Annotated in this window: 26 protein-coding genes, 4 tRNA genes and 1 riboswitch; of the genes, 6 read left to right on the top strand and 24 right to left on the bottom strand. The window is 40.0% G+C overall.

From position 1 onward, the window contains the following. Window positions 1-57: 57 nt before the first annotated feature. The 6 genes from F994_RS14045 to rpoD form a co-directional block, all read right to left on the bottom strand. Window positions 58-1,455 carry an APC family permease gene (locus F994_RS14045; RefSeq protein WP_004651220.1) on the bottom strand — a complete coding sequence of 466 codons (1,398 nt, stop codon included), beginning with the start codon at window positions 1,453-1,455 and terminating at the stop codon, window positions 58-60. 264 nt (window positions 1,456-1,719) lie between these two features. Then, on the bottom strand, window positions 1,720-2,904 hold the full coding sequence (locus F994_RS14050) for an iron-containing alcohol dehydrogenase (RefSeq protein WP_004651221.1): 1,185 nt from the start codon (window positions 2,902-2,904) through the stop codon (window positions 1,720-1,722). A 1-nt stretch (window position 2,905) separates the two neighbouring features. After that, on the bottom strand, window positions 2,906-3,439 hold the full coding sequence (locus tag F994_RS14055) for a hypothetical protein (protein ID WP_004651222.1): 534 nt from the start codon (window positions 3,437-3,439) through the stop codon (window positions 2,906-2,908). 77 nt (window positions 3,440-3,516) lie between these two features. Beyond that, entirely contained in the window at window positions 3,517-4,191 is a 675-nt protein-coding gene (gene lipB / locus F994_RS14060) for a lipoyl(octanoyl) transferase LipB (protein ID WP_004651224.1), read from the bottom strand. 147 nt (window positions 4,192-4,338) lie between these two features. Next, window positions 4,339-4,626 (bottom strand): YbeD family protein, encoded by a 288-nt coding sequence (locus F994_RS14065; RefSeq protein ID WP_034697362.1) that lies wholly within the window; start codon window positions 4,624-4,626, stop codon window positions 4,339-4,341. A gap of 121 nt (window positions 4,627-4,747) precedes the next feature. Continuing rightward, entirely contained in the window at window positions 4,748-6,634 is a 1,887-nt protein-coding gene (rpoD, locus tag F994_RS14070) for an RNA polymerase sigma factor RpoD (protein ID WP_004651226.1), read from the bottom strand. 372 nt (window positions 6,635-7,006) lie between these two features. Here rpoD and F994_RS14075 point away from each other — a divergent pair, with 372 nt between their 5' ends. Beyond that, window positions 7,007-7,216 carry a PA3496 family putative envelope integrity protein gene (locus tag F994_RS14075; RefSeq protein ID WP_004651227.1) on the top strand — a complete coding sequence of 70 codons (210 nt, stop codon included), beginning with the start codon at window positions 7,007-7,009 and terminating at the stop codon, window positions 7,214-7,216. A gap of 69 nt (window positions 7,217-7,285) precedes the next feature. Continuing rightward, entirely contained in the window at window positions 7,286-7,810 is a 525-nt protein-coding gene (locus F994_RS14080) for a YecA/YgfB family protein (RefSeq protein WP_004651228.1), read from the top strand. A 121-nt stretch (window positions 7,811-7,931) separates the two neighbouring features. On the opposite strand, the gene F994_RS14085 is transcribed toward F994_RS14080, so the two are convergent. The 4 genes from F994_RS14085 to trhO all read right to left on the bottom strand — a co-directional run bounded on the left by F994_RS14085 (window position 7,932) and on the right by trhO (window position 10,495). Beyond that, complete coding sequence (locus F994_RS14085) at window positions 7,932-8,345, bottom strand: ABZJ_00895 family protein (protein ID WP_004651229.1); 414 nt, start codon at window positions 8,343-8,345, stop codon at window positions 7,932-7,934. Between the two features lie 43 nt (window positions 8,346-8,388). Next, window positions 8,389-9,000 carry a DedA family protein gene (locus F994_RS14090; RefSeq protein ID WP_004651230.1) on the bottom strand — a complete coding sequence of 204 codons (612 nt, stop codon included), beginning with the start codon at window positions 8,998-9,000 and terminating at the stop codon, window positions 8,389-8,391. A gap of 84 nt (window positions 9,001-9,084) precedes the next feature. Continuing rightward, the gene (locus tag F994_RS14095; protein WP_154649960.1) at window positions 9,085-9,321 is read right to left on the bottom strand and encodes an FUSC family protein; all 237 of its coding nucleotides are present in this window, start codon (window positions 9,319-9,321) and stop codon (window positions 9,085-9,087) included. A 241-nt stretch (window positions 9,322-9,562) separates the two neighbouring features. Continuing rightward, entirely contained in the window at window positions 9,563-10,495 is a 933-nt protein-coding gene (trhO, locus tag F994_RS14100; protein ID WP_004651233.1) for an oxygen-dependent tRNA uridine(34) hydroxylase TrhO, read from the bottom strand. Between the two features lie 202 nt (window positions 10,496-10,697). Between trhO and F994_RS14105 the strand changes: the two genes are divergently transcribed. Continuing rightward, entirely contained in the window at window positions 10,698-11,183 is a 486-nt protein-coding gene (locus tag F994_RS14105) for a DUF1289 domain-containing protein (protein ID WP_004651234.1), read from the top strand. Between the two features lie 57 nt (window positions 11,184-11,240). Further along, window positions 11,241-11,858: a LysE family translocator gene (locus F994_RS14110; protein WP_004651235.1), complete on the top strand. Its 618-nt coding sequence runs from the start codon at window positions 11,241-11,243 to the stop codon at window positions 11,856-11,858. 50 nt (window positions 11,859-11,908) lie between these two features. Here F994_RS14110 and ribB read toward each other — a convergent pair whose 3' ends face one another. From ribB to F994_RS14170, 12 genes are all read right to left on the bottom strand, one after another. Next, window positions 11,909-12,568, bottom strand: a complete 660-nt coding sequence (ribB, locus tag F994_RS14115) for a 3,4-dihydroxy-2-butanone-4-phosphate synthase (protein ID WP_004651237.1) — start codon at window positions 12,566-12,568, stop codon at window positions 11,909-11,911. A 94-nt stretch (window positions 12,569-12,662) separates the two neighbouring features. Continuing rightward, window positions 12,663-12,824: riboswitch (FMN riboswitch) on the bottom strand. 170 nt (window positions 12,825-12,994) lie between these two features. Beyond that, window positions 12,995-13,375: an aspartate 1-decarboxylase gene (panD, locus tag F994_RS14120; protein ID WP_004651238.1), complete on the bottom strand. Its 381-nt coding sequence runs from the start codon at window positions 13,373-13,375 to the stop codon at window positions 12,995-12,997. Window positions 13,376-13,519: 144 nt separating this feature from the next. Then, complete coding sequence (gene pth, locus F994_RS14125) at window positions 13,520-14,101, bottom strand: aminoacyl-tRNA hydrolase (RefSeq protein WP_004651239.1); 582 nt, start codon at window positions 14,099-14,101, stop codon at window positions 13,520-13,522. Window positions 14,102-14,120: 19 nt separating this feature from the next. Continuing rightward, a complete protein-coding gene (gene rplY / locus F994_RS14130) occupies window positions 14,121-14,417 on the bottom strand; it encodes a 50S ribosomal protein L25 (protein ID WP_004651240.1) in 297 nt (98 codons plus the stop codon). 98 nt (window positions 14,418-14,515) lie between these two features. Beyond that, window positions 14,516-15,469, bottom strand: a complete 954-nt coding sequence (locus tag F994_RS14135; protein ID WP_004651241.1) for a ribose-phosphate pyrophosphokinase — start codon at window positions 15,467-15,469, stop codon at window positions 14,516-14,518. A gap of 36 nt (window positions 15,470-15,505) precedes the next feature. Then, window positions 15,506-15,580 (bottom strand) — tRNA-Gln (locus F994_RS14140). A gap of 93 nt (window positions 15,581-15,673) precedes the next feature. Continuing rightward, window positions 15,674-15,748 (bottom strand) — tRNA-Gln (locus tag F994_RS14145). A 41-nt stretch (window positions 15,749-15,789) separates the two neighbouring features. Continuing rightward, window positions 15,790-15,864, bottom strand: a tRNA-Gln gene (locus F994_RS14150). Between the two features lie 27 nt (window positions 15,865-15,891). Further along, a tRNA-Gln gene (locus tag F994_RS14155) sits at window positions 15,892-15,966 on the bottom strand. Between the two features lies 1 nt (window position 15,967). Beyond that, window positions 15,968-16,798, bottom strand: coding sequence for a 4-(cytidine 5'-diphospho)-2-C-methyl-D-erythritol kinase (ispE, locus tag F994_RS14160; RefSeq protein WP_004651243.1), 831 nt, complete (start codon window positions 16,796-16,798; stop codon window positions 15,968-15,970). A gap of 21 nt (window positions 16,799-16,819) precedes the next feature. Continuing rightward, on the bottom strand, window positions 16,820-17,401 hold the full coding sequence (gene lolB / locus F994_RS14165; RefSeq protein ID WP_034697365.1) for a lipoprotein insertase outer membrane protein LolB: 582 nt from the start codon (window positions 17,399-17,401) through the stop codon (window positions 16,820-16,822). Between the two features lie 8 nt (window positions 17,402-17,409). Further along, complete coding sequence (locus F994_RS14170) at window positions 17,410-19,122, bottom strand: tetratricopeptide repeat protein (protein WP_004651245.1); 1,713 nt, start codon at window positions 19,120-19,122, stop codon at window positions 17,410-17,412. Between the two features lie 78 nt (window positions 19,123-19,200). Here F994_RS14170 and hemA point away from each other — a divergent pair, with 78 nt between their 5' ends. After that, window positions 19,201-20,484: a glutamyl-tRNA reductase gene (gene hemA, locus F994_RS14175; protein ID WP_004651246.1), complete on the top strand. Its 1,284-nt coding sequence runs from the start codon at window positions 19,201-19,203 to the stop codon at window positions 20,482-20,484. Between the two features lie 261 nt (window positions 20,485-20,745). Here the strand turns inward: hemA and F994_RS14180 are convergent, their stop codons facing one another. Both F994_RS14180 and F994_RS14185 read right to left on the bottom strand, forming a co-directional pair. Beyond that, complete coding sequence (locus tag F994_RS14180; protein ID WP_004651247.1) at window positions 20,746-22,668, bottom strand: DNA primase; 1,923 nt, start codon at window positions 22,666-22,668, stop codon at window positions 20,746-20,748. A 202-nt stretch (window positions 22,669-22,870) separates the two neighbouring features. Continuing rightward, a complete protein-coding gene (locus tag F994_RS14185) occupies window positions 22,871-23,887 on the bottom strand; it encodes an outer membrane protein assembly factor BamD (protein ID WP_004651248.1) in 1,017 nt (338 codons plus the stop codon). Window positions 23,888-23,958: 71 nt separating this feature from the next. On the opposite strand from F994_RS14185, the gene rluD reads away from it, so the two are divergent. Then, entirely contained in the window at window positions 23,959-25,011 is a 1,053-nt protein-coding gene (gene rluD, locus F994_RS14190) for a 23S rRNA pseudouridine(1911/1915/1917) synthase RluD (RefSeq protein ID WP_004651249.1), read from the top strand. Window positions 25,012-25,040 lie beyond the last annotated feature (29 nt).

A 25,040-nucleotide genomic window follows, 5' to 3' on the forward strand; every position in this document is an offset into this window, starting at 1 on the left:
CATTAAGCATATAAAAAAGACGCATAAAGCGTCTTTTTTATTAATTAAATCAGTTTGTTAATGTGAATCATCAAATTCGTTATGCTGTGGTGCAGGCTGTTTAAAACCTTTGGTTTTATAACCTAAGTATAAAATACCGAACATTGCCCACCATAAACCATATTTTAAAGAGGTTTCTTCAATTTCTAGCCAGAGTGCAAATACACTCATAAAGCCAAGCAATGGAACAACCACAAAGTTTAAAATGTCTTTCGTGTTTTTGGTGCGACCATCACGTAATGCATAACGTGAAATGACTGACAAATTGACAAATGTAAATGCAGTTAAAGCACCAAAACTGATTAAGGAAATCACAGTATCTAGATTCATAAAGCCAGCTGTTAAAGCAACGACGCCTACAATTAAAATATTGTATGACGGGGTCAGGCTTCTAGGACTGATATGACCAAAGATTTTTTTGTTAATCACGCCATCACGACCCATGGCAAACATAAGGCGCGATACACCAGCATGTGCTGAAATGCCCGATGCCATAACCGTCACGATTGCAAAAGCCAGTACATAAGATTGGAAGAGTGAGCCACCAACAAGCATTAAAATATCAGGCTGTGTTGCAGCAACGTCTTCAAAGTATGTTTTTGGATCGTTCGGGAAGTAAATTTGCATGAAATAGGTGCTGACAATGAAAATCACACCTGCAATTAAAGCAGTTAAGAAAATTGCTTTAGGCAAGGTCTTTTCAGTATCTTTGGTTTCTTCGGCAAGTGAACTGAGAGAGTCAAAACCAGTAAAAGAGAAACACAGTAAGGTGGCACCAGTAACCAATGCACCGACTGACGTTAACTCATTCCAAAATGGCTCAAGGCTCCAAAGCTGATAACGTTGCTCAGCAGAAATAGGGCCATCGGCATTAAAACCTGCTTGTAGTTTGCTATAAACCAAATAGGTAAAGACAGCGATCACAACCAGCTGAATCACTACGATTAAACTGTTGAAGTTGGCAACGAAGCGCGCACCTTTTAAGTTTACACCGGTCATAAATGCAGTCAGTATAATGACCCATACCCAGTGGTTTACATCTGGAAATAGTGCTTCAAGATAAATTACAGCAAGAATGATGTTGACCATTGGTGAGAGTAAATAATCTAACCAAGATGACCAACCGACCATAAAACCAACATTGGGGTGAATCGATTTTTGGGCATAGGTATAGGCCGAACCCGAAGACGGGTAGCGACGAATCATATGACCATAACTTAGAGATGTTAATAAAATTGCAACGAGTGCAAATATATAGGATGTCGGTACGTGAAAATGACTTTCTTCCGCTACAAGACCGAAAGTGTCAAATAACGTCATGGGCTGTATATAAGCTAAACCGATAATAATGATGTGCCAGAGTCCCAGCGTTTTTTGCAGTTTAGCTGCCGATGGAGTCCCAGAGATATTTGTCAACGGCGTTATCCTCTTAATCGTTGATCAAGGATCAGTCATGTTTATAAGGATCGTTTGAGACGAACGATCCCCCCTATACGAATAAAACAAAAGTGCGCCAATCTACTCTAATTAGATACCTTTTGCCAATCACTTTATAAACTTTTTACAGCATGAAATGTGCCATTTGATAAAAAATGGTCTTTGATTTTTACAAAGGAAAAGCCTGATGTTTAAAAAAACATCAGGCTAATTTTTCCGCTATATTTACTTATTTTTCAATATTTACCAAGCTTTTTCTAGCAGTGTTTTTAAGTCACTAAAGGTTGCTTCTTTAGGGTTGTAAATGATAGATCCATCATTTAACGCTTTTTCTGCGACTTCATCTAATTGTGCTTCAGAGACTTTACCAGTTTCACGTAAAGTGCGGGGTAATTTGGTGAGGGTGTATAAACGATCACGCATGGTAAGAATGGTTGAAATGGCTTTGTCGGCACGTAAATGTGCAGGCGTTTGTGCAAAAATATCTGCACCCGCTAAAGGAAGTAACAAATCTGCAATTTTGTCACCATTCACTTCTTTATTGTATTCAAGTACATAAGGTAGGAATAAATTCATGCATAAGCCGTGGGGGAGGTGTGCTACAGCACCTAAGGCATGTCCCAATGAATGTACTAAACCAACCATCGAATTAGAGAATGCAATACCTGCCATGGTTGAAGCTTGCGCTAGTTCAAGGCGACCAAACTCATCCGTTGGATGGTCCAGTACCTTAAATAAATTGTTGCTTACTTTTTTGATTGCAGCAGTTGCATAAGCATCACTGATTGGGTTTGCAGCCATACAGGTGTAGGCTTCAACCGCGTGAGTCAGTGCATCCATAGCGGTCATAGCCGTTAAGTGCGGTGGTAAAGTTTGCGTCATACGCGGGTCAAGAATCGCTGCGTGCGGCATCAGGTAATAAGAAGCAAATGCCATTTTGACATTTTTTTCCAAATCGGAAACCACAGCAACCATGGTCACTTCAGACCCAGTCCCTGATGTTGTTGGAATGACAAAAAAAGGTTTCAGTGCTTTTGGAAGATTATGTGCACCAGAAAATTTGAGTAAGTCATCACCACCTTCAGTCACCAAAATATTGGTGGCTTTTGAGGTATCAATCACTGAACCGCCACCAACAGCAATAATCGCATCACAATTATTTTCACGATAGGCTTTTGCTGCACTACGCACTGTTTCTACGCTTGAATCGGGTGGAACATCATCAAAAATATAGCCAATTACGGCATCTGTCGATTCAAAAGCAGCTTCAATTGGAGCAAGTAGATGATTATTACGTACACCTTTGTCGGTAATAATCAGAGGGCGTTTTGCCCCTAATGTTGCAAGTTCAAAAGGAATGTGTTCTAACGCGGCATGACCTGCGATAACTTTGACTGGGCAGAAAAATTCGTAATAAGGTTTAGCCATGTTATGCACTCCGTTTAAAATAGGATTGAGCGACTTTCAAATAAATATTTGCAGCGCCAGTTAGTTTTTCTTTTAAGCTTAATTCACTTGGATATTGTTTTACGGCAAGCTCGGCTAAGAGTTTAGGTAAAATAAGCGATTCCATTTTATTTAAACAACGGACCAGACGAATGGCATATGCTAAATCACCGTCTGCAATCATACGGTCATGGGCAAAGGCTTGAGCTGTACTTTCTTGGAAAGAAAATACTAAAAAAGCATGACTTAAATGTTTAAAAGTAATGGTTAAATCGGGCTTGGTTGCTACGGATTGTAGTAATTTTAATTGATGGTCTTCCGTGACTTTTGCAATAAAAGCGGGACCATTGGGAAATACTTTCATCGATAGAACAAAACCAACAGGGAATTTGGCAACTTCCTGTTTTACTTCTTCATCGACTTGGCTCGCCATGACTAAACCTCTGCCAATCACATCCATCATGAGTTTGACATAGGTTAGTTGTAAAGCGGGCTTTACGGATTTGGTTGAAATCACTCGCGCATCCCTTATCTAAAAAATATTTTATTAGTTTAGAGTAAATACTCTAATTTATTTTTATCGCAAAAGCAAAGTTATTGTTGCATGACTTGGACTTTATTAAAGTAACCGCTGTGCTCTAAAGTTTCAATCACATCTGCACATAAATCATTAAAATGAGGATGGTTTTCAACCAAGTCCATGACGCGAACCATTTCTAAACCTGCATAACCACATGGATTAATGGTCTGAAATCCAAACAGATCACAATCAATATTGAGTGCAAGACCGTGATAGCTACGTCCTTTACGAATTTTAAAACCCAATGAGCCAATTTTACGTTCATTGACATAGACGCCCGGTGCATCTGGCTTGGCATAGGCTTCAATATCGTATTTTTTCAGCAGGTCGATCATTAAATTTTCAGCATAGGAAACCAACGTGCGAACGTTCCATCCCAAGCGATTCAAATCAAACATGAAGTAGGCAACCAACTGACCCGGCCCATGCCAAGTGACTTGCCCACCACGATCTGTTTGTACCACAGGAATGGTACTCGACATCAGAATATGTTCAGGCTTTCCAGCTTGTCCTTGGGTGAGAACATCATGATGCTGCAAGATCCATAGTTCATCTGGGGTGTTTTCATCACGGGTTTCAGTTAGCTTTTTCATGTCCTGAAAACGGTCGAGATAAGGGGTAAGTTGATTAAATTGACGGATAATTAAATTGGGTTTTAGAACAGCATCAGTCACGTGAAGTGCGTCCATAAAAGTTTAAAGATTAGAAATGATTATAATGAAATTGGGGAGAGATAGGAGGCGATAGCCAGATGATTTGCTATTTTTATGGGGCTGGATGCAATATTTTTTTGCATACATAAAAAAACACGCTTCGAGGCGTGTTTTTTATATTGATTAAAGTGCGGTTTTAATCAATGTGCAGGCAGCTAAATCAGCATATAGTGCATGAACTTGTTCAAGTTCTATGAACACAAGTTGTGCCGTTAAAGAGTGATACTTACCTGTACGCGATGGTTGTACTTTGATGGTTGTACCATCAAAATCAGGAAAGTGTTTTACTAAAATTTCAACAACAGCACAATGTAAATCTTCATGCGCTTCACCAATCAATTTGATTGGATAATCCATAGGGAAAACCCATAGATCTTCTTGTAGTTCACGTGATGGTGTACGGTCTAACATCGTCATGAGAGCCAGTCCTCATTATATCAAACGCCTGCGTGAATGCAGGCGTTGTATTTCTCTTAGATACTTAATGGAGACTGACATTTAGATTTCAAGTCTCCATCCATATCATCAAAAATTAGTCATTTTCTAGGAATGAACGTAAGTGTTCAGAACGAGAAGGGTGACGTAATTTACGTAAAGCTTTGGCTTCAATCTGACGAATACGTTCACGTGTTACATCAAATTGTTTACCCACTTCTTCCAAAGTATGGTCGGTTGGCATATCAATACCAAAACGCATTTTTAAGACTTTCGCTTCACGTTCGGTCAAGTTTTCCAGCACTTCACGTGTTGCTTCTTTTAAGCCTTCTGAAGTCGCAGCATCAATTGGAGAGGTAATGTTACCATCTTCAATGAAGTCACCAAGATGCGAATCTTCGTCATCACCAATCGGTGTTTCCATCGAAATTGGTTCTTTGGCAATCTTCAGCACTTTACGTACTTTAACTTCGTCCATTTCCAGACGTTCACCTAATTCTTCAGGCGTTGGCTCACGGCCCATTTCTTGAAGAAGTTGACGAGATACACGGTTGATCTTGTTAATGGTTTCAATCATGTGTACTGGAATACGGATGGTACGTGCTTGATCGGCAATCGAACGGGTAATCGCCTGACGAATCCACCAAGTTGCATAGGTCGAGAATTTATAACCACGACGGTATTCAAACTTGTCTACGGCTTTCATCAAACCGATGTTACCTTCTTGAATCAAGTCAAGGAATTGCAAACCACGGTTGGTATATTTTTTCGCAATCGAAATCACCAAACGTAAGTTTGCTTCAACCATTTCTTTTTTCGCGCGACGTGCTTTTGCTTCACCAACAGCCATACGTTTAGAAATGTCTTTGATGTCTTTAACATCTAAGCCCAATTCTTTTTCAATGTCGGCAATCTTTTGCTGGAATGCAACAACATCTGGACGTACTTTTTCTAAATAACCTTTTTGATCCGCAGGTGCTTTTGCAATTTGCTCATCTAACCAAGCTGGATTTGACTCTTGACCTGGGAACGATGTACGGAATTGAGTACGATCCATACGACCACGACGAACTGCATAACGCATCACTTCACGTTCAGCGGTACGAATTTGTTCATGCGTGCCACGAATCATTTCTGAAATGATTTCAAATAAACGTGGTGTAAATTTGAACATCATAAACACAGTTGCAAGAGCTTCAAGCGCTTCATCTGCTTGTTTGCTGTTACGACCATGCTTTTCAATGGTGGCTTTGGTTACTTTCCACGCATCTTCTAATTCAGTGAAACGAACACGTGCAATTTCTGGATCTGGACCAGACTCACCTTCAGAATCATCATCACTTTCAGATTCTTCTTCTTCGTCATCGTCCAATTTTACATCTTTAGTGGTTTTAGTCGTCGCTTCATCATCTTCAACAATTTCAGCTTCTTCTTCTAAAACTTCTGGAATTTCTTCGTCAGATTCTGGGTCTAAATAACCAGATAAAATATCAGCAAGACGACGTTCGCCTTCAGCAACATCGCTATATTCTTTTAATACAACTTCAACTGCATTTGGCCAGTACGCAATCGAATGAAGAACGTCACGAATACCTTCTTCAATGCGTTTTGCAATGCTAATTTCGCCTTCACGCGTTAATAGTTCAACCGTTCCCATTTCACGCATGTACATACGTACTGGATCGGTGGTACGACCAGGTTCGCTTTCAACTGAAGCAAGAACAGCTGCCGCTTCTTCTTCAGCGACTTCATCGGTTGCTTCTGCATTGTTACCGTCGAACATGGTGTCATCAGATTCAGGCGCACGTTCATGCACTGGAATGCCGACATCTTGAAGCATTTGAATAATGTCTTCAATCTGTTCGCTTTCCGTGATCGAGTCTGGGAGATGATCGTTAACCTCAGCGTAAGTTAAGTAACCTTGCTCTTTGCCTCGGCTAATCAGAGCCGCTACTTGCGAAGTAGGGGAAGTCATATCGCTCATCTTTGCTTACTCTTCGTTGAATCTGTGGCAGTGAAAAACCGTGCATGATAGCACAATTCGCTTAAAATTGTTTTGAATTGCTTGTTCAAGTGCTATTTGGAAATAGCATTTTGATTTAACAATTGTTTTCAATATTGGGTTGGAATTTTTTTTTTCAAGTCTCTTGCAGGGAATGCATTCAAAAATATCTTAATTTTTTATCGGCATTCTCATTAAAATTTTACCTATTCATAAATACACAATTTCAAGGTCAAAAAACAAGTGTAAATTGAGTTTGTTATAGCAAAAAAGTAAAAATAACTTGACAAGATTTGCTAACAAAGATAAATAGCGCCTAGACCCATTTACTTTTTTCACCATGAGGTGGTTTTAGTGTCTTCTACAGATTTCGAATTAGATGATAGCTACAATGATGATGATGTTAGTTTTGATGAGGCATCAAGCAAAATTAGTGCTAAAGAGTCGTTAGAAAAACGTCGTCTAATTGATGACCTTCTTGCACAACGTCGTTTAGAGCGTGAACTGAAAGATTTTGATTATGATCTTGATGATGATGACGGCTTTGATGACGATGAAGACTAAATTGTGATTCAGCATAGCGCGCTAAAATGCTATGCTATCCACAGTTATTTTACTGAACTTGGATTTTAAATGAGTGCTTTAGATTTAGACTTATTGAGCGAATATCTAGATGGTGACCAAAATGAACATGGTCTAGATTTTGCGGCAACTCATGGTTTTTTATGTGCAACTGCGGTTGGACCAACTTTTGATAAATGGCTCGATGAACTTTTCGATAACAATCAAAAGAAAGTTCCAGCTGAAATGATTGTACAAATAAAAGCATGGTTAGAAGCAATTCGTCAAAACTTAGCCAATGAAGAGGGAATTGAGTTTCCTTTTGAAATTGAAGAAGCTGATGTTGAGTCAAGTTTAGGCGATTGGAGTGTTGGCTTCGTCGATGCCATGTTCTTAAATGAAGATGCTTGGTTTACACCTGAACATGAAGATCAATTGGTGGATTTAACTTTACCAATGATGGTATTTAGTGGTGTGGACGATGAAGATCCGCAAATGGAATCTTTCCGTCGCAATGGTCAGCTTATGGATGAAATTGCAGAAGAAATTCCAGAAAACTTAAATGAAATTTATTTAATGTACCACACGCCAGCGTGATGTTATATCTTGCGCCGCTACAATCGCGGCTCATGTATCACACACCAACTTAATTCATTGAAATCAAAAAAAACACCTCAAGAGAGGTGTTTTTTTGGCATTAGATTTGTGGTTGTTGTCTTTATGGTTTTAGTTTGCGTGCACAAATTTTGGCATACCAACCAAAACTGACAAAAAAGATTGCAGCATGAATTAAAATGAGCAGCAGCATGACAATTGCGATCAGAATTAAACCTGTATTTTCAACAGTTTTTAATATATTTCCAGTAGTAGGATCGACCAAGCTATAGACGAATACAAGTATGCTGGAAATGAACAGGGAAACGATAGTACAGCCCCAAACCAATTGAATTTTCTCATCAGAGCTGGGAATACGTTGTTCGCGTTTAACAAAATGTCCCGCTGTGATAAATCCAGCTGCGATTAGTGTAGGGACACTGGTTGAGCCAGTTAAATTGAGTAAGCTAAACAGAATACCTAAAAGCAGTAATGCGATGCTGTAAACAGCAGCAAAGTAGATCAAATAATGTTTCATAAATGACATTTTTCCCCATTCAATGGAACTAAAAATATAGCCATTACTTTATTTTATATTTATGCCGACGGTATAGAACCCAAACAATAATCAGTGCCACGATGCTGATAATGACATAGCCTACTTGGCTAAAAATATCGTGCATCAATGCTTGGTTTTCACCAAAATAAAACCCGACACAGGCTAAGAATGTTGTCCAGATGATTGTACCAAGCGCACTATAGAACATGAATTTCCAAAAGGGCATATGGCTCATTCCCGCAGGAATACTAATCAGTGAGCGCACAGCAGGAATCATCCGTCCAAAAAATACAATCCGATGTCCATATTGTTCAAACCATGTTAATGCTTTTTGCACATCGCTAGATTTGATAAATAAATATTTCCCGTAGCGATCGACCCATCGAAAAATTTTATCATGATTGAACTTATAGCCAATCCAATACAGGATTGCAGCCGCAGTCAGTGAGCCAATACAACCCGCAATAATTACTCCACTCAGGAGGAGTTGTCCTTGGGATGCAGAATAGCCTGCGGAAGGCATAATCACTTCAGAGGGGATAGGGGGGAAAATATTGTCAAGGAACATGAGTAGAGCAATACCGAGGTAGCCCAATTGTTCCATAATGGAAATAATCCATTCAGTCAGATTCATGAGTTTATAAAATAACAATGATATCTAAACCATCCTAAAGGCTATTCGTTGCAGGGTAAAGTATAGTCAAGTCATCAACGCTGATTATTCTTGGCTGTGTACCAGTGTGTGGATGTAGACTTTTCTTAAACTATATGCGAGTGCAAATGGAATCACACTGATTAATGTATAACTGAGCGGATTGGAATTTAAATGATAAGCAATAAATGTGGATAAAATAGCACCAATCACTGCGCCTAAAACCACAATAAACAGATGAGGTTTTTGATTTAAAATATTTTTTATTGCTGTTGTTTTTTGATGATTTTTTTCGCGAGCCAAGTGAAAGCGCCGAGTATAATGAGGGGAATGGATAATCTCTCTTGGCATAATTTAATTCCTTTTTCACATTATATATGAACAAGTTGCTTAATTAGTGTGCTGTGAATCTCAGATTATCAAATTTTTAATGAATTGATATAGGGTGCTGATCGCCTTTTTGTTTATGCTTTGTTGTTTTTATAAATAAAAAAACCCTCAACGTGTGCTGAGGGTTTTTAATCGATGATCTTAAAATCTAGAATTACAGACGTTTACGTTTTGCTGCTGCAATTTGTGACTGACGCATACGGAAACCTTCTTTTTGCTTTTCGGTAGTTTTTTCGATGCAATATTTGCACGATACACCGTGTTCATAACTTGGAAGCTCAACTTCTGCTGGAAGTAAAGGCCAACCGCAGGCATGACATTTAATATTTTGGCCTTCTTCTACACCATGCGTAACCGCAGTACGACCATCAAAGACAAAGCATTCACCTTCCCACATACTTTCCTCAGCAGGGGTTTCTTCTAGGTATTTTAAAATGCCACCTTTTAAGTGGTAAACCTCATTAAAGCCTTCTTGAAGCAGCAGAGAAGTTGATTTTTCACAACGAATGCCACCGGTACAGAACATGGCAATTTTTTTGTCTTTATGTTGTTCGAGATTTTGTTTTACATATTCAGGAAATTCACGGAACGTTTCTGTTTTAGGATCAACAGCACCTTTGAATGTACCTGCTTTATATTCATAATCATTGCGTGTGTCGACAAGGATTACGTCATCACGTGCGATTAGTTCATTCCATTCTTTCGGGTCTAAGTAATGTCCGACCAGATCACGTGGCTTAACTTCAACACCTAAAGTAACAATTTCACTTTTGAGTTTGATTTTCATTTTACGGAAAGGTTTTTCATCGCTATGAGATTCTTTGTATTCCATAGCATTAAACCCTTCACTCAGAAGAAAGGTTTGAATTTGATCAATCGATTCACGATCTCCAGCGACAGTACCGTTAATCCCTTCGCCCGCTACAATGAGAGTTCCACACAGGTTAATGTTGTTGACTAAGTCTAAAAGACGTTGTTGAAGATTGGCAGGATCTTGAACTTCTTTAAATTGATATAGTGCGGCAACAACCCAACTTGTGGTCGCTTGCTGTTCTACAGGTGCAAGCTGTTCTACAGTAGCGTTCATGGAAGACTCCAAATGTATTATGATAGGACAAAATTCAAGGCACGTATTTTAACGTGAATTGTGCGAATAAGCGAGAAAACCATAACTAAAATATGGTTTTTAACTGAAAGATGTTGATGTCAGTCATCATTTATTCAAAGCAGCTTTTGAATGATGTTGGAAGCGTAGTTGGAGTGATTTTTAAAATGTGTAGGAGTGTGTTTTGAGTACTGAGCGTCGAATTGCTTCTTTGACCCCATGTGCAGGGCGTTGTTCTACGGTGTTTGGTGATTCTGTCTGCCGTGGTTGTCGTCGTTTTAATCATGAAGTAATTCAGTGGAATACTTATAGTCCTGAACAACACACGGCTGTGTGGAGACGACTCGATGCTCAATTGGATCAAATTTTAGTCCCGATGTTACCGCATGCTGATTTGCACCATGTAGAAGGCTTTGTCTTATCGAAACGTGTGCGTTTACGCGATGATGCATCAAACGGGCGTAAACTTTATCATGCACTTAAAATTTGTGAGAAGAATAAAAATTTAGCCGAAGAAAGTGGTTTGGGGATTCAGGATAAACAAGTGAAACCACTTTGGCAGGAATTTGAACGCCGCGTCTTGGCGTTGGCTACAGCAAGTTACGATTTTGCTTTTTTACGTGCAGATGGCATTCGTTCTAGTTTATTGCATATGCTGGAACACGATTAAACCACATTTTATTCCAATTTTTTAAAAACGAGCTGTGTTGGCTAAAGAGTTAGACAAGTGAATATTGCTGAATATCTATTGTACTGCATGACTGTGATTATCATGATTGCTACACCTGGACCGGTCATGATGTTGGTTGCAAGTGCAGGACTCAAAGGCGGGTATCGTAAAGCCTTGCAAACGATATTTGGTACTAATTTTGCCTCGCTCATATTAATCACTGTTTCTATTTTAGTATTAAAAGGTTTTTTGGAGATTAGTCTCGACTGGTTTAATGCAATTAAAATTTTAGGCTGTTTGTATATTGCCTATTTGGGCTTGCAGATTTTAAAAGACGTTTGTTTTCCGAAAGTAGATGAAGATGAAGCGTCATCGCAAGCAAAATTATTAGATGGTGGCTTTAAACAGGGATTCTTGGTCGGAATTTCCAATCCTAAAGATATTATTTTCTTTGCCTCATTTTTTCCACAGTTTGTGCACATCACGCCTCATTTGGATATGAGTCTTGGAGTTCTGACTCTGAGTTGGATAGTGCTGGATTTTGCGACTTTATCACTGGTTTATTTGGGTTTTAATCGTTTATCTAAATCTAAAATTTACAGTAAATTGCTTGGGGCTTGTGGTGCAATACTCATTTTAGTTGCTGGATATGGCTTATATGCTACGTTGCTGTAAAATTTTTGAAGAATAAAAGCTCCTAGAGTCGGAGCTTTTATTCTTTAATCTTAAAGATTATTTGCTATACGATACTGTACAAGTTCTTCAATGGTAATCACGGTTAAATGATGGGTTTGAGCATAAGCCAAAACTTGAATGCCTGATGCCATGCTTCCATCTGAATTGGTCAACTCACATAACACACCTGCTGGTTTTAAGCCTGCTAAACGTGCTAAATCAATTGTGCCTTCAGTATGACCACGACGGGCTAAAACACCACCTTCACGTGCACGTAAAGGGAAAACGTGTCCGGGACGGTTAAGGTCACTTGCAACAGCACCATCTTTAGTGGCTGCTTTTATCGTGGTGGTTCGATCTTTGGCGGATACACCTGTGGTCACGCCCTCGGCAGCCTCAATGGTCACGGTAAATGCTGTTTTAAACTGACTGGAGTTGTCAGCCACCATTGCAGGAAGTTCTAAATGATTGGCCAGCTCATCTGTTAGACATAAACAGACAATGCCAGAACCATCACGAATCATGCGTGCCATGGTGTCCACAGTTAAGGTTTCTGCGGCAACAATTAAATCGGCTTCATTTTCGCGCTCAAAGTCATCCATGACCAACACAGGTTTGCCTTGGCGGATATCTTCTAAAGCTTTTTGAATACGTTGTTCAGCAGGAGGAAGGGCTGAAAAGAAAATTTCGGGTTGAATTAAACTAGACATTGAAACGCTCTCGTAAAATAAAAATACGGTTGAACATTTCAGGACTGATGTAGAAATGGGGTCGCAGCGATATATCAAATATAAATATCCGTTACGTCGTCTTCTTTCATCCGGACTATACCGTCGGCTTTGGTTTTTCACCAAATCTGCGCATAAACCATGAATGGTTTATAGGCTCGTGGGCTGATTAAATCCAATAATGATGATTGGTTTAACTTACCACCGGTGGGGAATTTCGCCCCGCCCTGAAGCGATGTGCAATGATTATAGACCTGTTTTACATGAATAATCATATTTTTATTTAGAATGGTCAGTACTCTAGTTCTACATGAACGGGTCAGCAAAGCGTTTTATAAGTGAACCGACTAGGCATAAAAAAAGCCCGCATGTGCGAGCTTTTAGCATTTTGTATTTTGAAGAAAGGTATTAAGCCACTTGAACTGGAATGCAGTTTGCCGTGTGGTTGACCGTATTATCTGGGTTGGCATATACCAGACGTGGTTTGTGTGCATTGGCTTCAGCTACAGTGAAATCACCAAAGGTTGCAATAATCACTAAATCACCGACGTCAGCTTGATGTGCAGCACCACCATTGACAGAAATAATCCCTGAATGATCTTCACCACGAATCGCATAAGTGGCAAAGCGTTTACCATTCGTGACGTTCCATACGTGGATTTCTTCATATTCACGAATACCTGCTAAATCCATGAGTACGCCATCAATTGCACATGAACCTTCGTAGTGAAGCTCTGCATGAGTAACTTGAGCACGGTGAATTTTGCATTTTAATAAACGAGATAGCATGGCTGGCGTCTCCTTAGTCGAGCTAAGATTTTATCTTATGGTTAAATCAATCACTTTTTACTGGGTAAGTAATCCGCAGAAAACGCATTTTGCTCTGAAAAAAGCATCATGGCAAGAAGGATTGTTCAACAATTTGTGGATTGATCAGTTCGGTTTGTAAGCATTGATTTGATTCATGGCTTGCTGTGTGTCACCGTTTACGAGCAATTGAATGCGAGATAAAGCGTGAGCAATGGCATCATCCATTAAATTTTGTTCGCTGCTTGGTGCTTTGCTGAGTACATGACCAGACACACGTTCTTTAGAACCAGGATGTCCTATGCCAATACGTAAGCGATGAAAATTTGAACCAATATGCGGTACGATATCTTTTAAACCGTTATGTCCACCGTGACCACCACCTGTTTTTAGGCGAATGACACCGGGGTTCATATCAAGTTCATCGTGCGCAATGAGTATTGCTTCAGGAGCGATTTGATAGAATTTGGCGAAGGGGACAACACTTTGACCCGAGAGGTTCATAAAGGTTGTGGGTAATAACAGACGAACGTCTTGACCTTCAATATTACCACGACCGCTTATCCCTTTATATTTGGGATCAGCTTTGAGTTGAATGCCATATTGTTCTGCAAGGCGTTGGACAAACCAGAAGCCTGCATTATGGCGGGTTTGGGCATATTCCGTTCCCGGATTACCCAAACCTACAATCAGTGAAATTTTTGACACTAATTTACACCATCAACACTTATGCGCGTTTAAAGTCAGCGTGCATAGGCGTGTTTTTAGCTGGGTGACGTTGTAAAGCTTGGATTTTAACGCTTTCAACTTTATCGCCCACTTGAATTTCAATAACTTCTTCGAAGAAAGCATTGTTTTCAAGTGCTTTAACAAGTTGACGAAGTTCTAAAGTAACAGTTACAGGAGCAGCTTCGCCACCGTAGATGATTGCTGGAACTTTAGCTTGAAGACGAAGGCGGCGGCTCGAACCTTTCCCTTGTACTGATTCGTCACGAGCTACTGCATTTAATACGAAGTTTGCCATGATGACATTTCCTCATTGAGTTTAATTGACTGAACCTTCGACCAGTCCAGTGATAGAAAGCCCCGTTTAAAAAACAGGGCTTTGAAAATTTCGCGCTATTATAAATAACTATCGAACATCGCGCTAATAGATTCTTCGTTGTTAATACGACGAATTGTCTCAGCAACCATGCCGGCCACTGAAACTTGGCGAATCTTACCAAGTTCTAATGCTTCTTGAGAAAGAGGAATCGTATCTGTTACCACGAGTTCGTCGAGTACAGAATTTTTCAAATTCTCAAGGGCTTTACCAGAAAGTACAGGGTGAGTTGCATAAGCAACAACACGGCGAGCACCAAATTGTTTCAGTGCATCAGCAGCTTTACACAATGTACCCGCAGTATCCACCATGTCATCCACGATTACGCAGTCACGATCTTTCACATCACCGATCAAATGCATCACTTGTGATTCATTTGCTTTTTGACGACGTTTATCAATGATTGCAAGATCGATATCACCCATTTGTTTAGCTACAGCACGTGCACGCACTACACCACCAACGTCAGGAGAAACAACCATAAGATTATGGTGTTGCTGTTGACGAAGGTCAGCAAGTAAGGCAGGAGTACCGTAGATATTGTCTACAGGGATGTCGAAGAAACCTTGGATTTGGTCAGCATGAAGGTCGATCATTACAACACGGTCAATCCCTACAGTTGTCAGCATATCTGCCACAACTTTTGCAGTGATTGGAACACGGCTTGAACGAGGACGACGATCTTGACGAGCATAGCCAAAGTAAGGGATGACAGCAGTTATACGACCTGCACTTGCACGACGTAAAGCATCAGCCATAACGAGGACTTCCATAAGGTTGTCATTCGTTGGTGCACAAGTAGGCTGGACAAGGAATACGTCTTTACCACGAACATTCTCAGTAATTTCGACAGTGATTTCACCATCAGAAAATTTACCGACAGCAGCAGCTCCTAACGGAATGTGCAAATGGCTTACGACTTTTTGGGCGAATTGTGGATGTGCAGTTCCACTAAAAACGACAAGATTGGGCATGAAGCACCCTTGGCGGTTGGAATGTTTGAAAATAGATGGCAGGGGCGGCTGGATTCGAACCAACGGATGCCGAGATCAAAACCCGGTGCCTTACCACTTGGCGACGCCCCTAATGCGGCAGAATTCTAATGTTTTTACTGTTCAATGTCAAGGTAAATAAACAAATGAACAAGCAAATTTTATTCTGTCTTTTTTGAAAATAGATGGCAGGGGCGGCTGGATTCGAACCAACGGATGCCGAGATCAAAACCCGGTGCCTTACCACTTGGCGACGCCCCTAAATTTGATCACTGTAATATTTATTTAACTTATTAGTTAAATGGCAGGGGCGGCTGGATTCGAACCAACGGATGCCGAGATCAAAACCCGGTGCCTTACCACTTGGCGACGCCCCTAATACAGTAATCTACAGATGAAAATGATGGCAGGGGCGGCTGGATTCGAACCAACGGATGCCGAGATCAAAACCCGGTGCCTTACCACTTGGCGACGCCCCTATCATATAACTTCGAAATGACGTAATGGTGATTTATTTAAACCATTAACCAAGTAAGCTTTACAAGGCGAATGTGCTAAAATCTCATCAATATTCATGTCGCTAGTTACTTCAGTAAAAACACAAGCACCTGTACCTGTAAGTTTTGCAATACCGAACTGATCTAAATACTGCATCGCTTCATTTACTTCGGGATATAGGCTTCTCGCTAAAGGCTCAAAGTTATTTCCAAAATTAAATGGTGTTAACTGATAGGCGCAAAATGTAGAGGTCTTCGTGTTTCTTGTCAATGTTTTTTGCGAAAAAAGCAATTGAGTGCTGATAAAACAATCAGGTTTTAATACAATGTATTTTTTTTGTTCTAAGTCTATGAATGTTAACTGTTCACCAATGCCTTCGGCCCATGCGTTACGTCCATAAACAAAAATGGGAACGTCAGCACCAAGTTTTACACCTAGCTTAGCCAATTGTTCAATACTTAAACCACATTGCCACAGTTGATTGACCACAATAAGTGTCGTTGCCGCATTTGACGACCCCCCTCCAAGTCCTGCACCCATCGGAATGTTCTTTTCTACACGAATGGACAGACCTGTTATTTTTTGCGCATAGGGTTTCAAAATTTGTGTGGCTTTGTAGATTAAGTTGTGTTCTAGGTCGACGCTATTTAAGCCGTCGATTGAAATCTGCAAGTCATCCGTTTGAGTGAATTCTAGCCAGTCGCTTAAGTCGATAAGTTGAAAAATAGTTTGCAGCTCATGATAACCATCATCACGACGACCTGTGATATGCAAAAAAAGATTGAGCTTGGCAGGAGAAGGGACACGAATCATAGAATTTTGAACTTTTAAGACTTAGCGATTTTGAATAATCATTGTAATACGGTTTTCTTGTCCCGACTCAAGTGCTTGCTTCAAAATTAATTTATTCGGCAATTGGGCTTGGTCGCTATAGCTTAAATCAACTGTCCAGCCATCTTCCAAAAATTGGATTGGACGATTTTGCTCATCTTTGTTGATTTTAACTTGTGTCGTTGCGGGCTTGGCTTGAACCCAATCGACTAAATGGGTGATCGGTGCTTGCCAACCCGTGGCACGTTCAAGCAATTCTTCTGCCGTTTCAGCTTCAATAAGTCCTGTTTTGGCGCTATTTAGGCTGACTTCACCAGGTTTGCCCGATATTTGAGTTTTGCCGACGCCTAAAATTCCACTTAATTCAATATCAAACTCATCTTGTTGCTGTACCCAAGTGAAAAATGCACTGCCAGATTGCCCCGGTGTTTTAACCCCGATTTTACCTTGAAGGTTAAAATTGTTTGTAGCTTCTGGTGTTTGAGATACGTTCGGCCCTTGAGGCTGGGTATATTGTTGACAACCGGTCAGGATTAAGGTGCTTGCTGCAATTAAGGTTAAGCTGAATTTTGAAAAAATATGCATAAACATCATTAACTCTTTTTCATGTGTGGCGGTAACAATAGCGACTTCAATTGCTCTAATTGAGGATCATTGGGATGTTTTTTTTGTAATTGTTGTAACACATGATTAAATTTTGTCAGATCGCCTTGCATGTATAACGATTTTGCGTAGCGCACACCAATTTTAACATTTTGGCTAATTTCATAGGCTTTTTCTAAAACCAGCGCGGAGGTTTTAAAGTCATTTTGTAAAAAGGTAATGTAGCCCAGTGTATCTAAAATGGAGGCTTGGTCTGGTGCGAATTCCAATGCGTGTTCAACATACTGCCGTGCTTCATCCAAACGTCTGTTTTGTAAAGCCAGTGTATAGGCGTAAGCATTCAGATAGGTTGGACTGTTGGGTTCAATTTCTAATAATTTTTTCAATAATTTATCAAGCTTATCTTTGTCTTGATAAGGGTCGAGTAATAGAACTTCTGAGTAGATCAGTTCAGGATCATCGGGCACGTTTTTAATCGCTTCATCTAATAAACGCATGGCTGCTTTTTTGTTGCCCATTCTTTTTAAAATGTCAGCTTGAGCTTGATAGAGAAAGCTGGCTTGTTGTGGGTAATTGACCCGTTCTTGGGTTAAAAAGCGTAAAGCATCGCTGAGTTTATCTTGCTCAGAAAAAATATTAATCATATTGCGGCGTGAAACGGTATATAAACTGCCATCGACCAAACGATAATAGGCTTTTGCAGTTTCAAAGTGTTGTTTTCTTTCAGCATTTACAGCCAAGTAGTAATAGGCTTCATTTTGATATTGTGCGGAATAACGTAGCTCAACCAAGAACCTTTCTGCTTTTTCATATTCCTCTAAATCAATACTGGTTAAGCCGGCAATAAACAGGGCTTCGTCTTCATGCGGCCATTTCTCTAGAATTTTTTCCAGTTTATCTAGTGCTTGTTTAGATTGATTGATTTTAATCAGATATTTAATTTCAGCTAAGCGAACTTCTAAATTAGATTTATGTTTTTGGCTGGCTTTGTTATACCATTTCAGCGTTTCTTCGTCATTGCCTAAAGCACTGAGTAAATTGGCTTTCATTAAAATGAAGCCTGTTACTTTAGGGCGTTTTTTAAGTGCACGATTTACCGTAATCAGTGCTTGTTCTAACTGGCCATGTTGAGCTTCTAAACCTGCAATCAGCACCAAGACAGAAGGGTTGTCTCTCTCTTTGCTTTTGCGTAAAGCGTCGAGTAAAAATTCTCGATCTTCAGGTTCTTCAGGAGCAATACCGACTAAAATTTTTTCTAAGTCTGCATCTGGGTCAATATTTAAAATTTTATCCAGTGTTTCAGAGGCCAGTTCATACTCATGTGCTTTGAGGGCAATATGTGATAGATAAAATAAGGCGGGGACATCTGTAGGTTCTTGAACCACCCAATGGGTGGCAATATCCAGTGCTGCTTTAAGGTCATTTTGTTCTAATGCAACATTCAAAGCACGCTGTTTTACTGTGGTGGAATTGCTTTTAATTGCAAGCACCGTATAGTTATGTAATGCTGTTGGTACGTCATGGTAGGTCAGTGCAAATTCGGCAATCATGCTTTGTTTTATGGCATTATAATTTGAATTGGCATGATAAATTTCTCCAGATGCTCTAATATGAGCACTAGAAGCCATGCTACCCACAAGTAAGAATGTGGTAGAATATTGCTTAATTGTCGCGCCGTTTATTCGGCTGTTTGTTTGACGCAATTTTTCTTGATCCAAGTAATGCTTTTTATGACACCAATATTGCACAATAGCATAAATTTAGCGAAATGATGATCTGATATGTCTTTCTTTGCATTGGGTGTCAACCATCAAACCGCTTCTGTAGAACTGCGTGAGCAAGTTGCATTTAACCCTGAAAAGTTAACGCAATTGCTTGCAGAGCAAAGCCAAAACCATGACTTAAATGATATGGTTGTGGTTTCTACATGTAATCGAACTGAAGTTTATGCCATGTCTGATAATGCAGATATGGTAATGAATTGGCTCGCCCAAGCAAATGGCATAGATGTTAAACAATTGTTTAATCATGTATATCGCTATGAAAATGCGCAAGCTGTAACACATTTGATGCGTGTTGCCAGTGGGCTTGATTCCTTAATGCTAGGTGAGCCGCAAATTTTAGGGCAAGTCAAGTCTGCTCTTTCTCTTGCTAAAGACGCGCATACTGTTTCTCCTAGTTTAAACCGAATTTTTGAATATGCTTTTTACGCAGCCAAGCGTGTGCGTTCGGAAACGGCTGTGGGTAGTCATGCGGTTTCCATGGGTTATGCGGTTGCTCAGCTGGCTTTACAGGTGTTTAGTAAACCTGAAAAGTTGACGGTCATGGTGGTTGCAGCGGGCGAAATGAATAGCTTGGTGGCGAAGCATTTGGCCGAAATGGGCGTGGGTAAAGTTTTAATTTGCAATCGTACAGCCGCGCGTGCTGAAACTTTGGCACAAGAAATAGCCCATCGGGTCGATGTAGAAATTATTGATTTTTCAGCATTGGCAGAAAACCTATACCGTGCAGATGTGATTTCTAGTTGTACTGGAAGTTTGCACCAAGTGATCTCTTATGCTGATGTTAAAATCGCCTTAAAAAAACGTCGTTATCAACAAATGCTTTTGGTGGACTTGGCCGTACCGCGTGATATTGAGCCTAAAGTTAAATCTTTAGATGGCGTCTATTTATATGGCGTTGACGATTTACAAAGTGTGATTGATGACAATCTTGCACAACGTCGCCAAGCGGCTGTTGAAGCAGAAGTTATGGTCAATCAGTTGGCAACAGAGTTGCTGACCCAGCAAAAAGTTAAAAAAGCGGGCAGTACGATTCATGCTTACCGTGAACAGGGTGAAGTGTTCAGACAAGAAGAATTGGCTTTGGCGATGACACGAATGGCCAATGGTGAAAATGCTGAGCAGGTTCTACAGGAATTTTCTCATCGCTTAACGCAAAAATTATTGCACCCAACTTCTATTTTATTGCGTGAAGCAGCGAAAGTGGAAGATCCTGCATATTTTGAGATGTTGCAGGAAGGTTTGCAAGAAGTGGTAGCGAAGCGTCGTAAAGCAAAGCACTAAAATAATTAAGGTTGATATTTATAGTGCCTCATATTGTTGTTAAGGGTTAAACAAGATTTTGTGTAGGCGATGCCTTACTTTTGATGGGTCAAAAGTAACAAAAACCCTTTATTCGTCAGATGGTACGTCCCTGTAATCACTGACGAACGAGCGACATCCATGTCGCCAGTCAAGTATTCTAAATATCTTTGTAAGATCTAAAATAAGTTTAATGCATTACCGTATTGAGATGATGTGATCTATTTATTGAAAAATTAAAATTTAATCTTCTAAAAGTGTCAGTGATCTTTTTTTATCAATGTCGTAAATTTTTTGTTTCAGGTTACGCATTTCGGCAAGGCTGGAGAATTTTTTCGATTTTATTTTTTGTTGCAAGCATTGGTATTGTAACTTAATGGAAAAATCTTCCGCGAGTTTGTCTGCTTGCTCAGGTGACGAGGTGTAATCACTGATATTGGCTTGAGGTAAAATCTTTTGTAAGTCATGGTGATAGTTGGCACAAGCACCTAGAACATAATATTGAGATAGCTCTGTATCATCAGGTAAATCATCAAAAATGGTATTAAAAATATTTAAAATTTTAAATAACAATTGATTGTGTGAAATTAAAGCACGCAGCGGCTCAAAATGAATATAGAGGTAGGGGTGATTCATTAAAATCGCAATCACATATTCCTCAGCATCAATTTTGGTACTAAAGCTTAAGGATGCATCGTTGTTGACTTGCGGTTGCCATTTGCGATTAAAGCCCAGTTTTTCCTTGAAAAACTGCTGTAATAGATAGCGATAAGACCCTTGTTTCGGTAAAAGTTCAGTCAGTTGGCGTAACTCACCCATGACCTGACTTTTACCTTCCGGCTTAGTGACATCATGATTTTGACTGAGGTGTGCAAAGACAAAATCGGATAATAACGGGGCTTGTTGCAGTAGGCGATGGAAGTTCTCAATCCCTTCACGACGAATTAAAGAGTCTGGATCGTGGTCATTAGGCAATACGAAAAACTTAAGTTCGCGTCCGTCATTGAGTAAAGGTAAAGCAATTTCCAAAGTTCGTCTTGCTGCTTTTTGTCCAGCAGCATCACCATCGAAAGCAATGGTAATACGATTATTTTGCTTAAATAAAATATTCAGATGTTCAGTATTACTGGCAGTTCCCAGTGTTGCAACCGCACCATAGATGCCATATTGCTGTAAAGCAATGACATCCATGTAGCCTTCAACCATTAACCAATCGTGAGCTTTTTGTTTGCGTCCTTCATATAAACCATAAAGCAATTGGTTTTTATGGAACACTTCAGAATCGGGTGAGTTAATATATTTGGGTTTGATTTCGTCATTTAGCGCACGGCCACCAAAACCGACCACGCGACCTTTGGGATCCCGAATGGGAAAGATGACTCGATCACGGAGCAGATCAAAATCTCGACCTTTGTCGCTGGTACGAATGAGTCCCAGTTGTCTGAGACCTTCAATGTCATAAGGAAACGCTTTTTCCAAATGCTGCCAATCTTCAGGGGCATAGCCTAAACGCCAATATTGAATGGTTTCTGCACTTAAGCCGCGTTGTTTAAAGTATTGTTGTGCGGTCTGACTGTGCGGTAATTGCTGTGCATAATACAGCGCAATATTTTCTAATAAATCGTATAAATTACCATCTTGAACCGTGTTTTGATCAATCGGATCAAATTGTTCAAATGCGGCAAAAGGGTCATTATGGTTAAAATGTTGCTCTGAATAGGCGTCATTTTGAAATTCTTCAAAAGGATCGCTACTGTTAAAAGCGATATTGGGCGCAGGTTGTTGTTCTGTTACGATAGCTGCGGGAGCCGCTTGAATACTGACCGGTTTTTTGATTTCGCGTTTATAAGAGAGGCGTTTTGAATCTTGATTGTCTTTCGGTAATTCGATACCTGTTTGGCTAGACAGATCCTTCATCACATCGACAAAATTACGTCCGTCAATGTCCATTAAAAAGCGAATGGCATTACCGTTGGCTTGGCAGCCAAAGCAATGAAAGTATTGTTTGTCGCGATAAACATGAAACGATGGCGATTTTTCCTGATGAAAAGGGCAGCAACCTGAATAGGTGCGACCTGTTTTCTTAAGTTTCACGCGCTGACCAATCAGATCGACAATATCTGTGCGATCTAATATTTGATCAATCGTGTGTTGAGGAATAGCCATACGTATGCAATCGAGTTGAGATCTATCTATTAAAAATGACTGACGAATCAGAGGTCAGAATTTACGCAGAATGGAAGTGCGCAAGCAGTTAAAAGTTAATTTGTATACCTTTTGCACAAAATGATCAATATGATCGGTTAAAATAACAAAAGGGCAAGTATGATAACTTGCCCTTCATGAAAATGCGAACAATAAGCTTTGCTTATTCAGTTGCTGGTGTTTCTTTTGGCATTTCTTGTTTCGGTGCTGGAATGTTGTTTTCTGTTTGTGGACGATCGAGTAAACCAAAACTTAAACGATTGGTGATACTACGTTTTTGAGTATCGTCAGAATTTTGATTTTGTTCTGTATCCGTTGATGTTTGAGCTTCGCGTCCGAAAACACCTAAAGTTGCACGATTCACCCAGCTGCCTTCACTGCGTGCAGCACGAAGATTCACGCTACCATCAGATTTGACCAAGTTTGGATAATTCAGCTTTAACACTTCAATATATTGTTTTGAAGTGACTTGATCACCTAACTTGTCATATCCATAGGCAATTGTGGCTAAAGCTTCAGGGACTTGAGGAGTTTGAGGGAAATGTTCAACCACCCATTGAGAGCGCTCAACAGCGGCTAACCATGCTTTACGCTTAATGTTAAAACGTGCCGCATTCATTTCACTTTCAGCCAATTCATTGCCAATAAATTTCATTCGTTGTGCGGCATCTACAGCATAAGTACTTGATGGGAAGCGACGAATGAAATCAACAAAGTTTTGATAAGCCACTTTTAAATAGCTGACATCACGGTGTGCTTGTTTTAATGAGGTATAACGTAATAAGCCATCATAATTTTGTTCCATATTCGCGACACCACGAACATAGTAAGCATAATCCACATTTGGATGTTGTGGATTTAAACGAATAAAACGTTCAGCCAGTGCAATTGCGCCTTCATAATCTTTTTGTTGGAATTTGACATACAATAATTCTAATTGAGCTTGTTGTGCGTAGTCACCTGTAGGGTAATAGGTGTCTAAAGCCTCTAGATGTGTTGCAGCATCGGTATATTGTCCGCGTTCGAGCGCTTTTTCTGCTTTTTGAATATAAACTTGCTCGCTAGATTGTGGTCCTGTGTCCACAATTTCTTTCTTCGGATTACTGCTACAGCCTACTATTGCCGTTGCAACGCCTAAAGATAAAGCAAGCATTGTCATTTTATAACGTGGTAACGACATAAAAATTCCTCTGTTAGTACTGGCAATGAGCTACAATTGCGCTATTAAACCACTTTTGTCTGAATGAGCAAATGAGTCAAGCACAATCTTCTAACTCTAATTTACCTGAAACTGATTTCAATTTACTTGAAGATTCTGAGGATGCAGATAACCATACTTCAGACTCAACTGCAACACGTTTATCGTTGCAATTTCAATTGGATGAAAGCTATTTAGGGCAACGTATCGATCAAGTCGCAGCAATGATTTGGAGCGATTTTTCGCGTGAAAAATTGAAACAGTGGCTAAAAGAAGGCCATTTGTTGGCAAATGGTAACAGCGTTAAGCCAAAGTATAAATGTGAAGGCAATGAACTTTTAACACTTGATGTTGAACTAGAAGTTCAAACTAAAAGCTTACCTGAAAATATTCCACTCAATATCGTGTATGAAGACGACGATATTATGGTGGTGAATAAACCGATTGGTATGGTTGTACACCCAGGCGCTGGTAACAGCTCAGGTACATTGGTAAATGCATTACTTTACCATTACCCTAAGTCGGCGGAATTGACCCGTGCCGGCTTAGTACACCGTATTGATAAAGACACCAGTGGTTTGCTGGTGGTGGCTAAAAACTTAGAAGCACAATTTTCGCTCAGCAAGCAATTGGCGAAGAAAACGGTTTATCGTGTTTACGACTTAATTGTTTACGGCAATATTATTGCAGGTGGAACAATTGATGAGCCAATTAAACGTCATCCTGTTGATCGCGTTAAAATGAAGATCTTGCCAGGTGGTAAGGATGCAGTCACACACTACAACGTGAAAGAGCGTTTCCAGCATTTCACCCGTGTTCAAGCACGTTTAGAAACTGGTCGTACCCATCAAATTCGTGTTCATTTTAGCTATATTGGCTTTGGTTTGGTCGGCGATCAAGTGTACATGAATCGTGTACGTGTACCTGCGGGTGCTTCAGAATTACTGGGCGACACTTTGCGTGCTTTTAAACGTCAAGCTTTACATGCCACAAAACTTGGATTGGTTCATCCACGTTCGGGTGAAGAAATGATGTTTGAAGCACCTTGGCCAGAGGATTTTGCCCAATTGGTTGAAGTATTACGCAGTGAAAATAAAGCGTATTAAGTTGTTTTGATGTTTGGTGAATGACAAGG

Source organism: Acinetobacter bohemicus ANC 3994 (assembly GCF_000367925.1).
Classification (GTDB): domain Bacteria; phylum Pseudomonadota; class Gammaproteobacteria; order Pseudomonadales; family Moraxellaceae; genus Acinetobacter; species Acinetobacter bohemicus.

Coding starts and splice junctions, on each gene's coding strand:
- F994_RS14135 (WP_004651241.1), bottom strand. CDS start 15,469: ATGCCCAATCTTGTCGTTTTTAGTGGAACTGCACATCCACAATTCGCC.
- F994_RS14085 (WP_004651229.1), bottom strand. CDS start 8,345: ATGAAACATTATTTGATCTACTTTGCTGCTGTTTACAGCATCGCATTA.
- lipB (WP_004651224.1), bottom strand. CDS start 4,191: ATGGACGCACTTCACGTGACTGATGCTGTTCTAAAACCCAATTTAATT.
- trhO (WP_004651233.1), bottom strand. CDS start 10,495: ATGAACGCTACTGTAGAACAGCTTGCACCTGTAGAACAGCAAGCGACC.
- ispE (WP_004651243.1), bottom strand. CDS start 16,798: ATGATTCGTGTCCCTTCTCCTGCCAAGCTCAATCTTTTTTTGCATATC.
- rluD (WP_004651249.1), top strand. CDS start 23,959: ATGAGTCAAGCACAATCTTCTAACTCTAATTTACCTGAAACTGATTTC.
- F994_RS14065 (WP_034697362.1), bottom strand. CDS start 4,626: ATGTTAGACCGTACACCATCACGTGAACTACAAGAAGATCTATGGGTT.
- panD (WP_004651238.1), bottom strand. CDS start 13,375: ATGCTATCTCGTTTATTAAAATGCAAAATTCACCGTGCTCAAGTTACT.
- F994_RS14080 (WP_004651228.1), top strand. CDS start 7,286: ATGAGTGCTTTAGATTTAGACTTATTGAGCGAATATCTAGATGGTGAC.
- hemA (WP_004651246.1), top strand. CDS start 19,201: ATGTCTTTCTTTGCATTGGGTGTCAACCATCAAACCGCTTCTGTAGAA.
- F994_RS14185 (WP_004651248.1), bottom strand. CDS start 23,887: ATGTCGTTACCACGTTATAAAATGACAATGCTTGCTTTATCTTTAGGC.
- F994_RS14180 (WP_004651247.1), bottom strand. CDS start 22,668: ATGGCTATTCCTCAACACACGATTGATCAAATATTAGATCGCACAGAT.
- ribB (WP_004651237.1), bottom strand. CDS start 12,568: ATGTCTAGTTTAATTCAACCCGAAATTTTCTTTTCAGCCCTTCCTCCT.
- F994_RS14050 (WP_004651221.1), bottom strand. CDS start 2,904: ATGGCTAAACCTTATTACGAATTTTTCTGCCCAGTCAAAGTTATCGCA.
- lolB (WP_034697365.1), bottom strand. CDS start 17,401: ATGCATATTTTTTCAAAATTCAGCTTAACCTTAATTGCAGCAAGCACC.
- rplY (WP_004651240.1), bottom strand. CDS start 14,417: ATGGCAAACTTCGTATTAAATGCAGTAGCTCGTGACGAATCAGTACAA.
- F994_RS14090 (WP_004651230.1), bottom strand. CDS start 9,000: ATGAATCTGACTGAATGGATTATTTCCATTATGGAACAATTGGGCTAC.
- rpoD (WP_004651226.1), bottom strand. CDS start 6,634: ATGAGCGATATGACTTCCCCTACTTCGCAAGTAGCGGCTCTGATTAGC.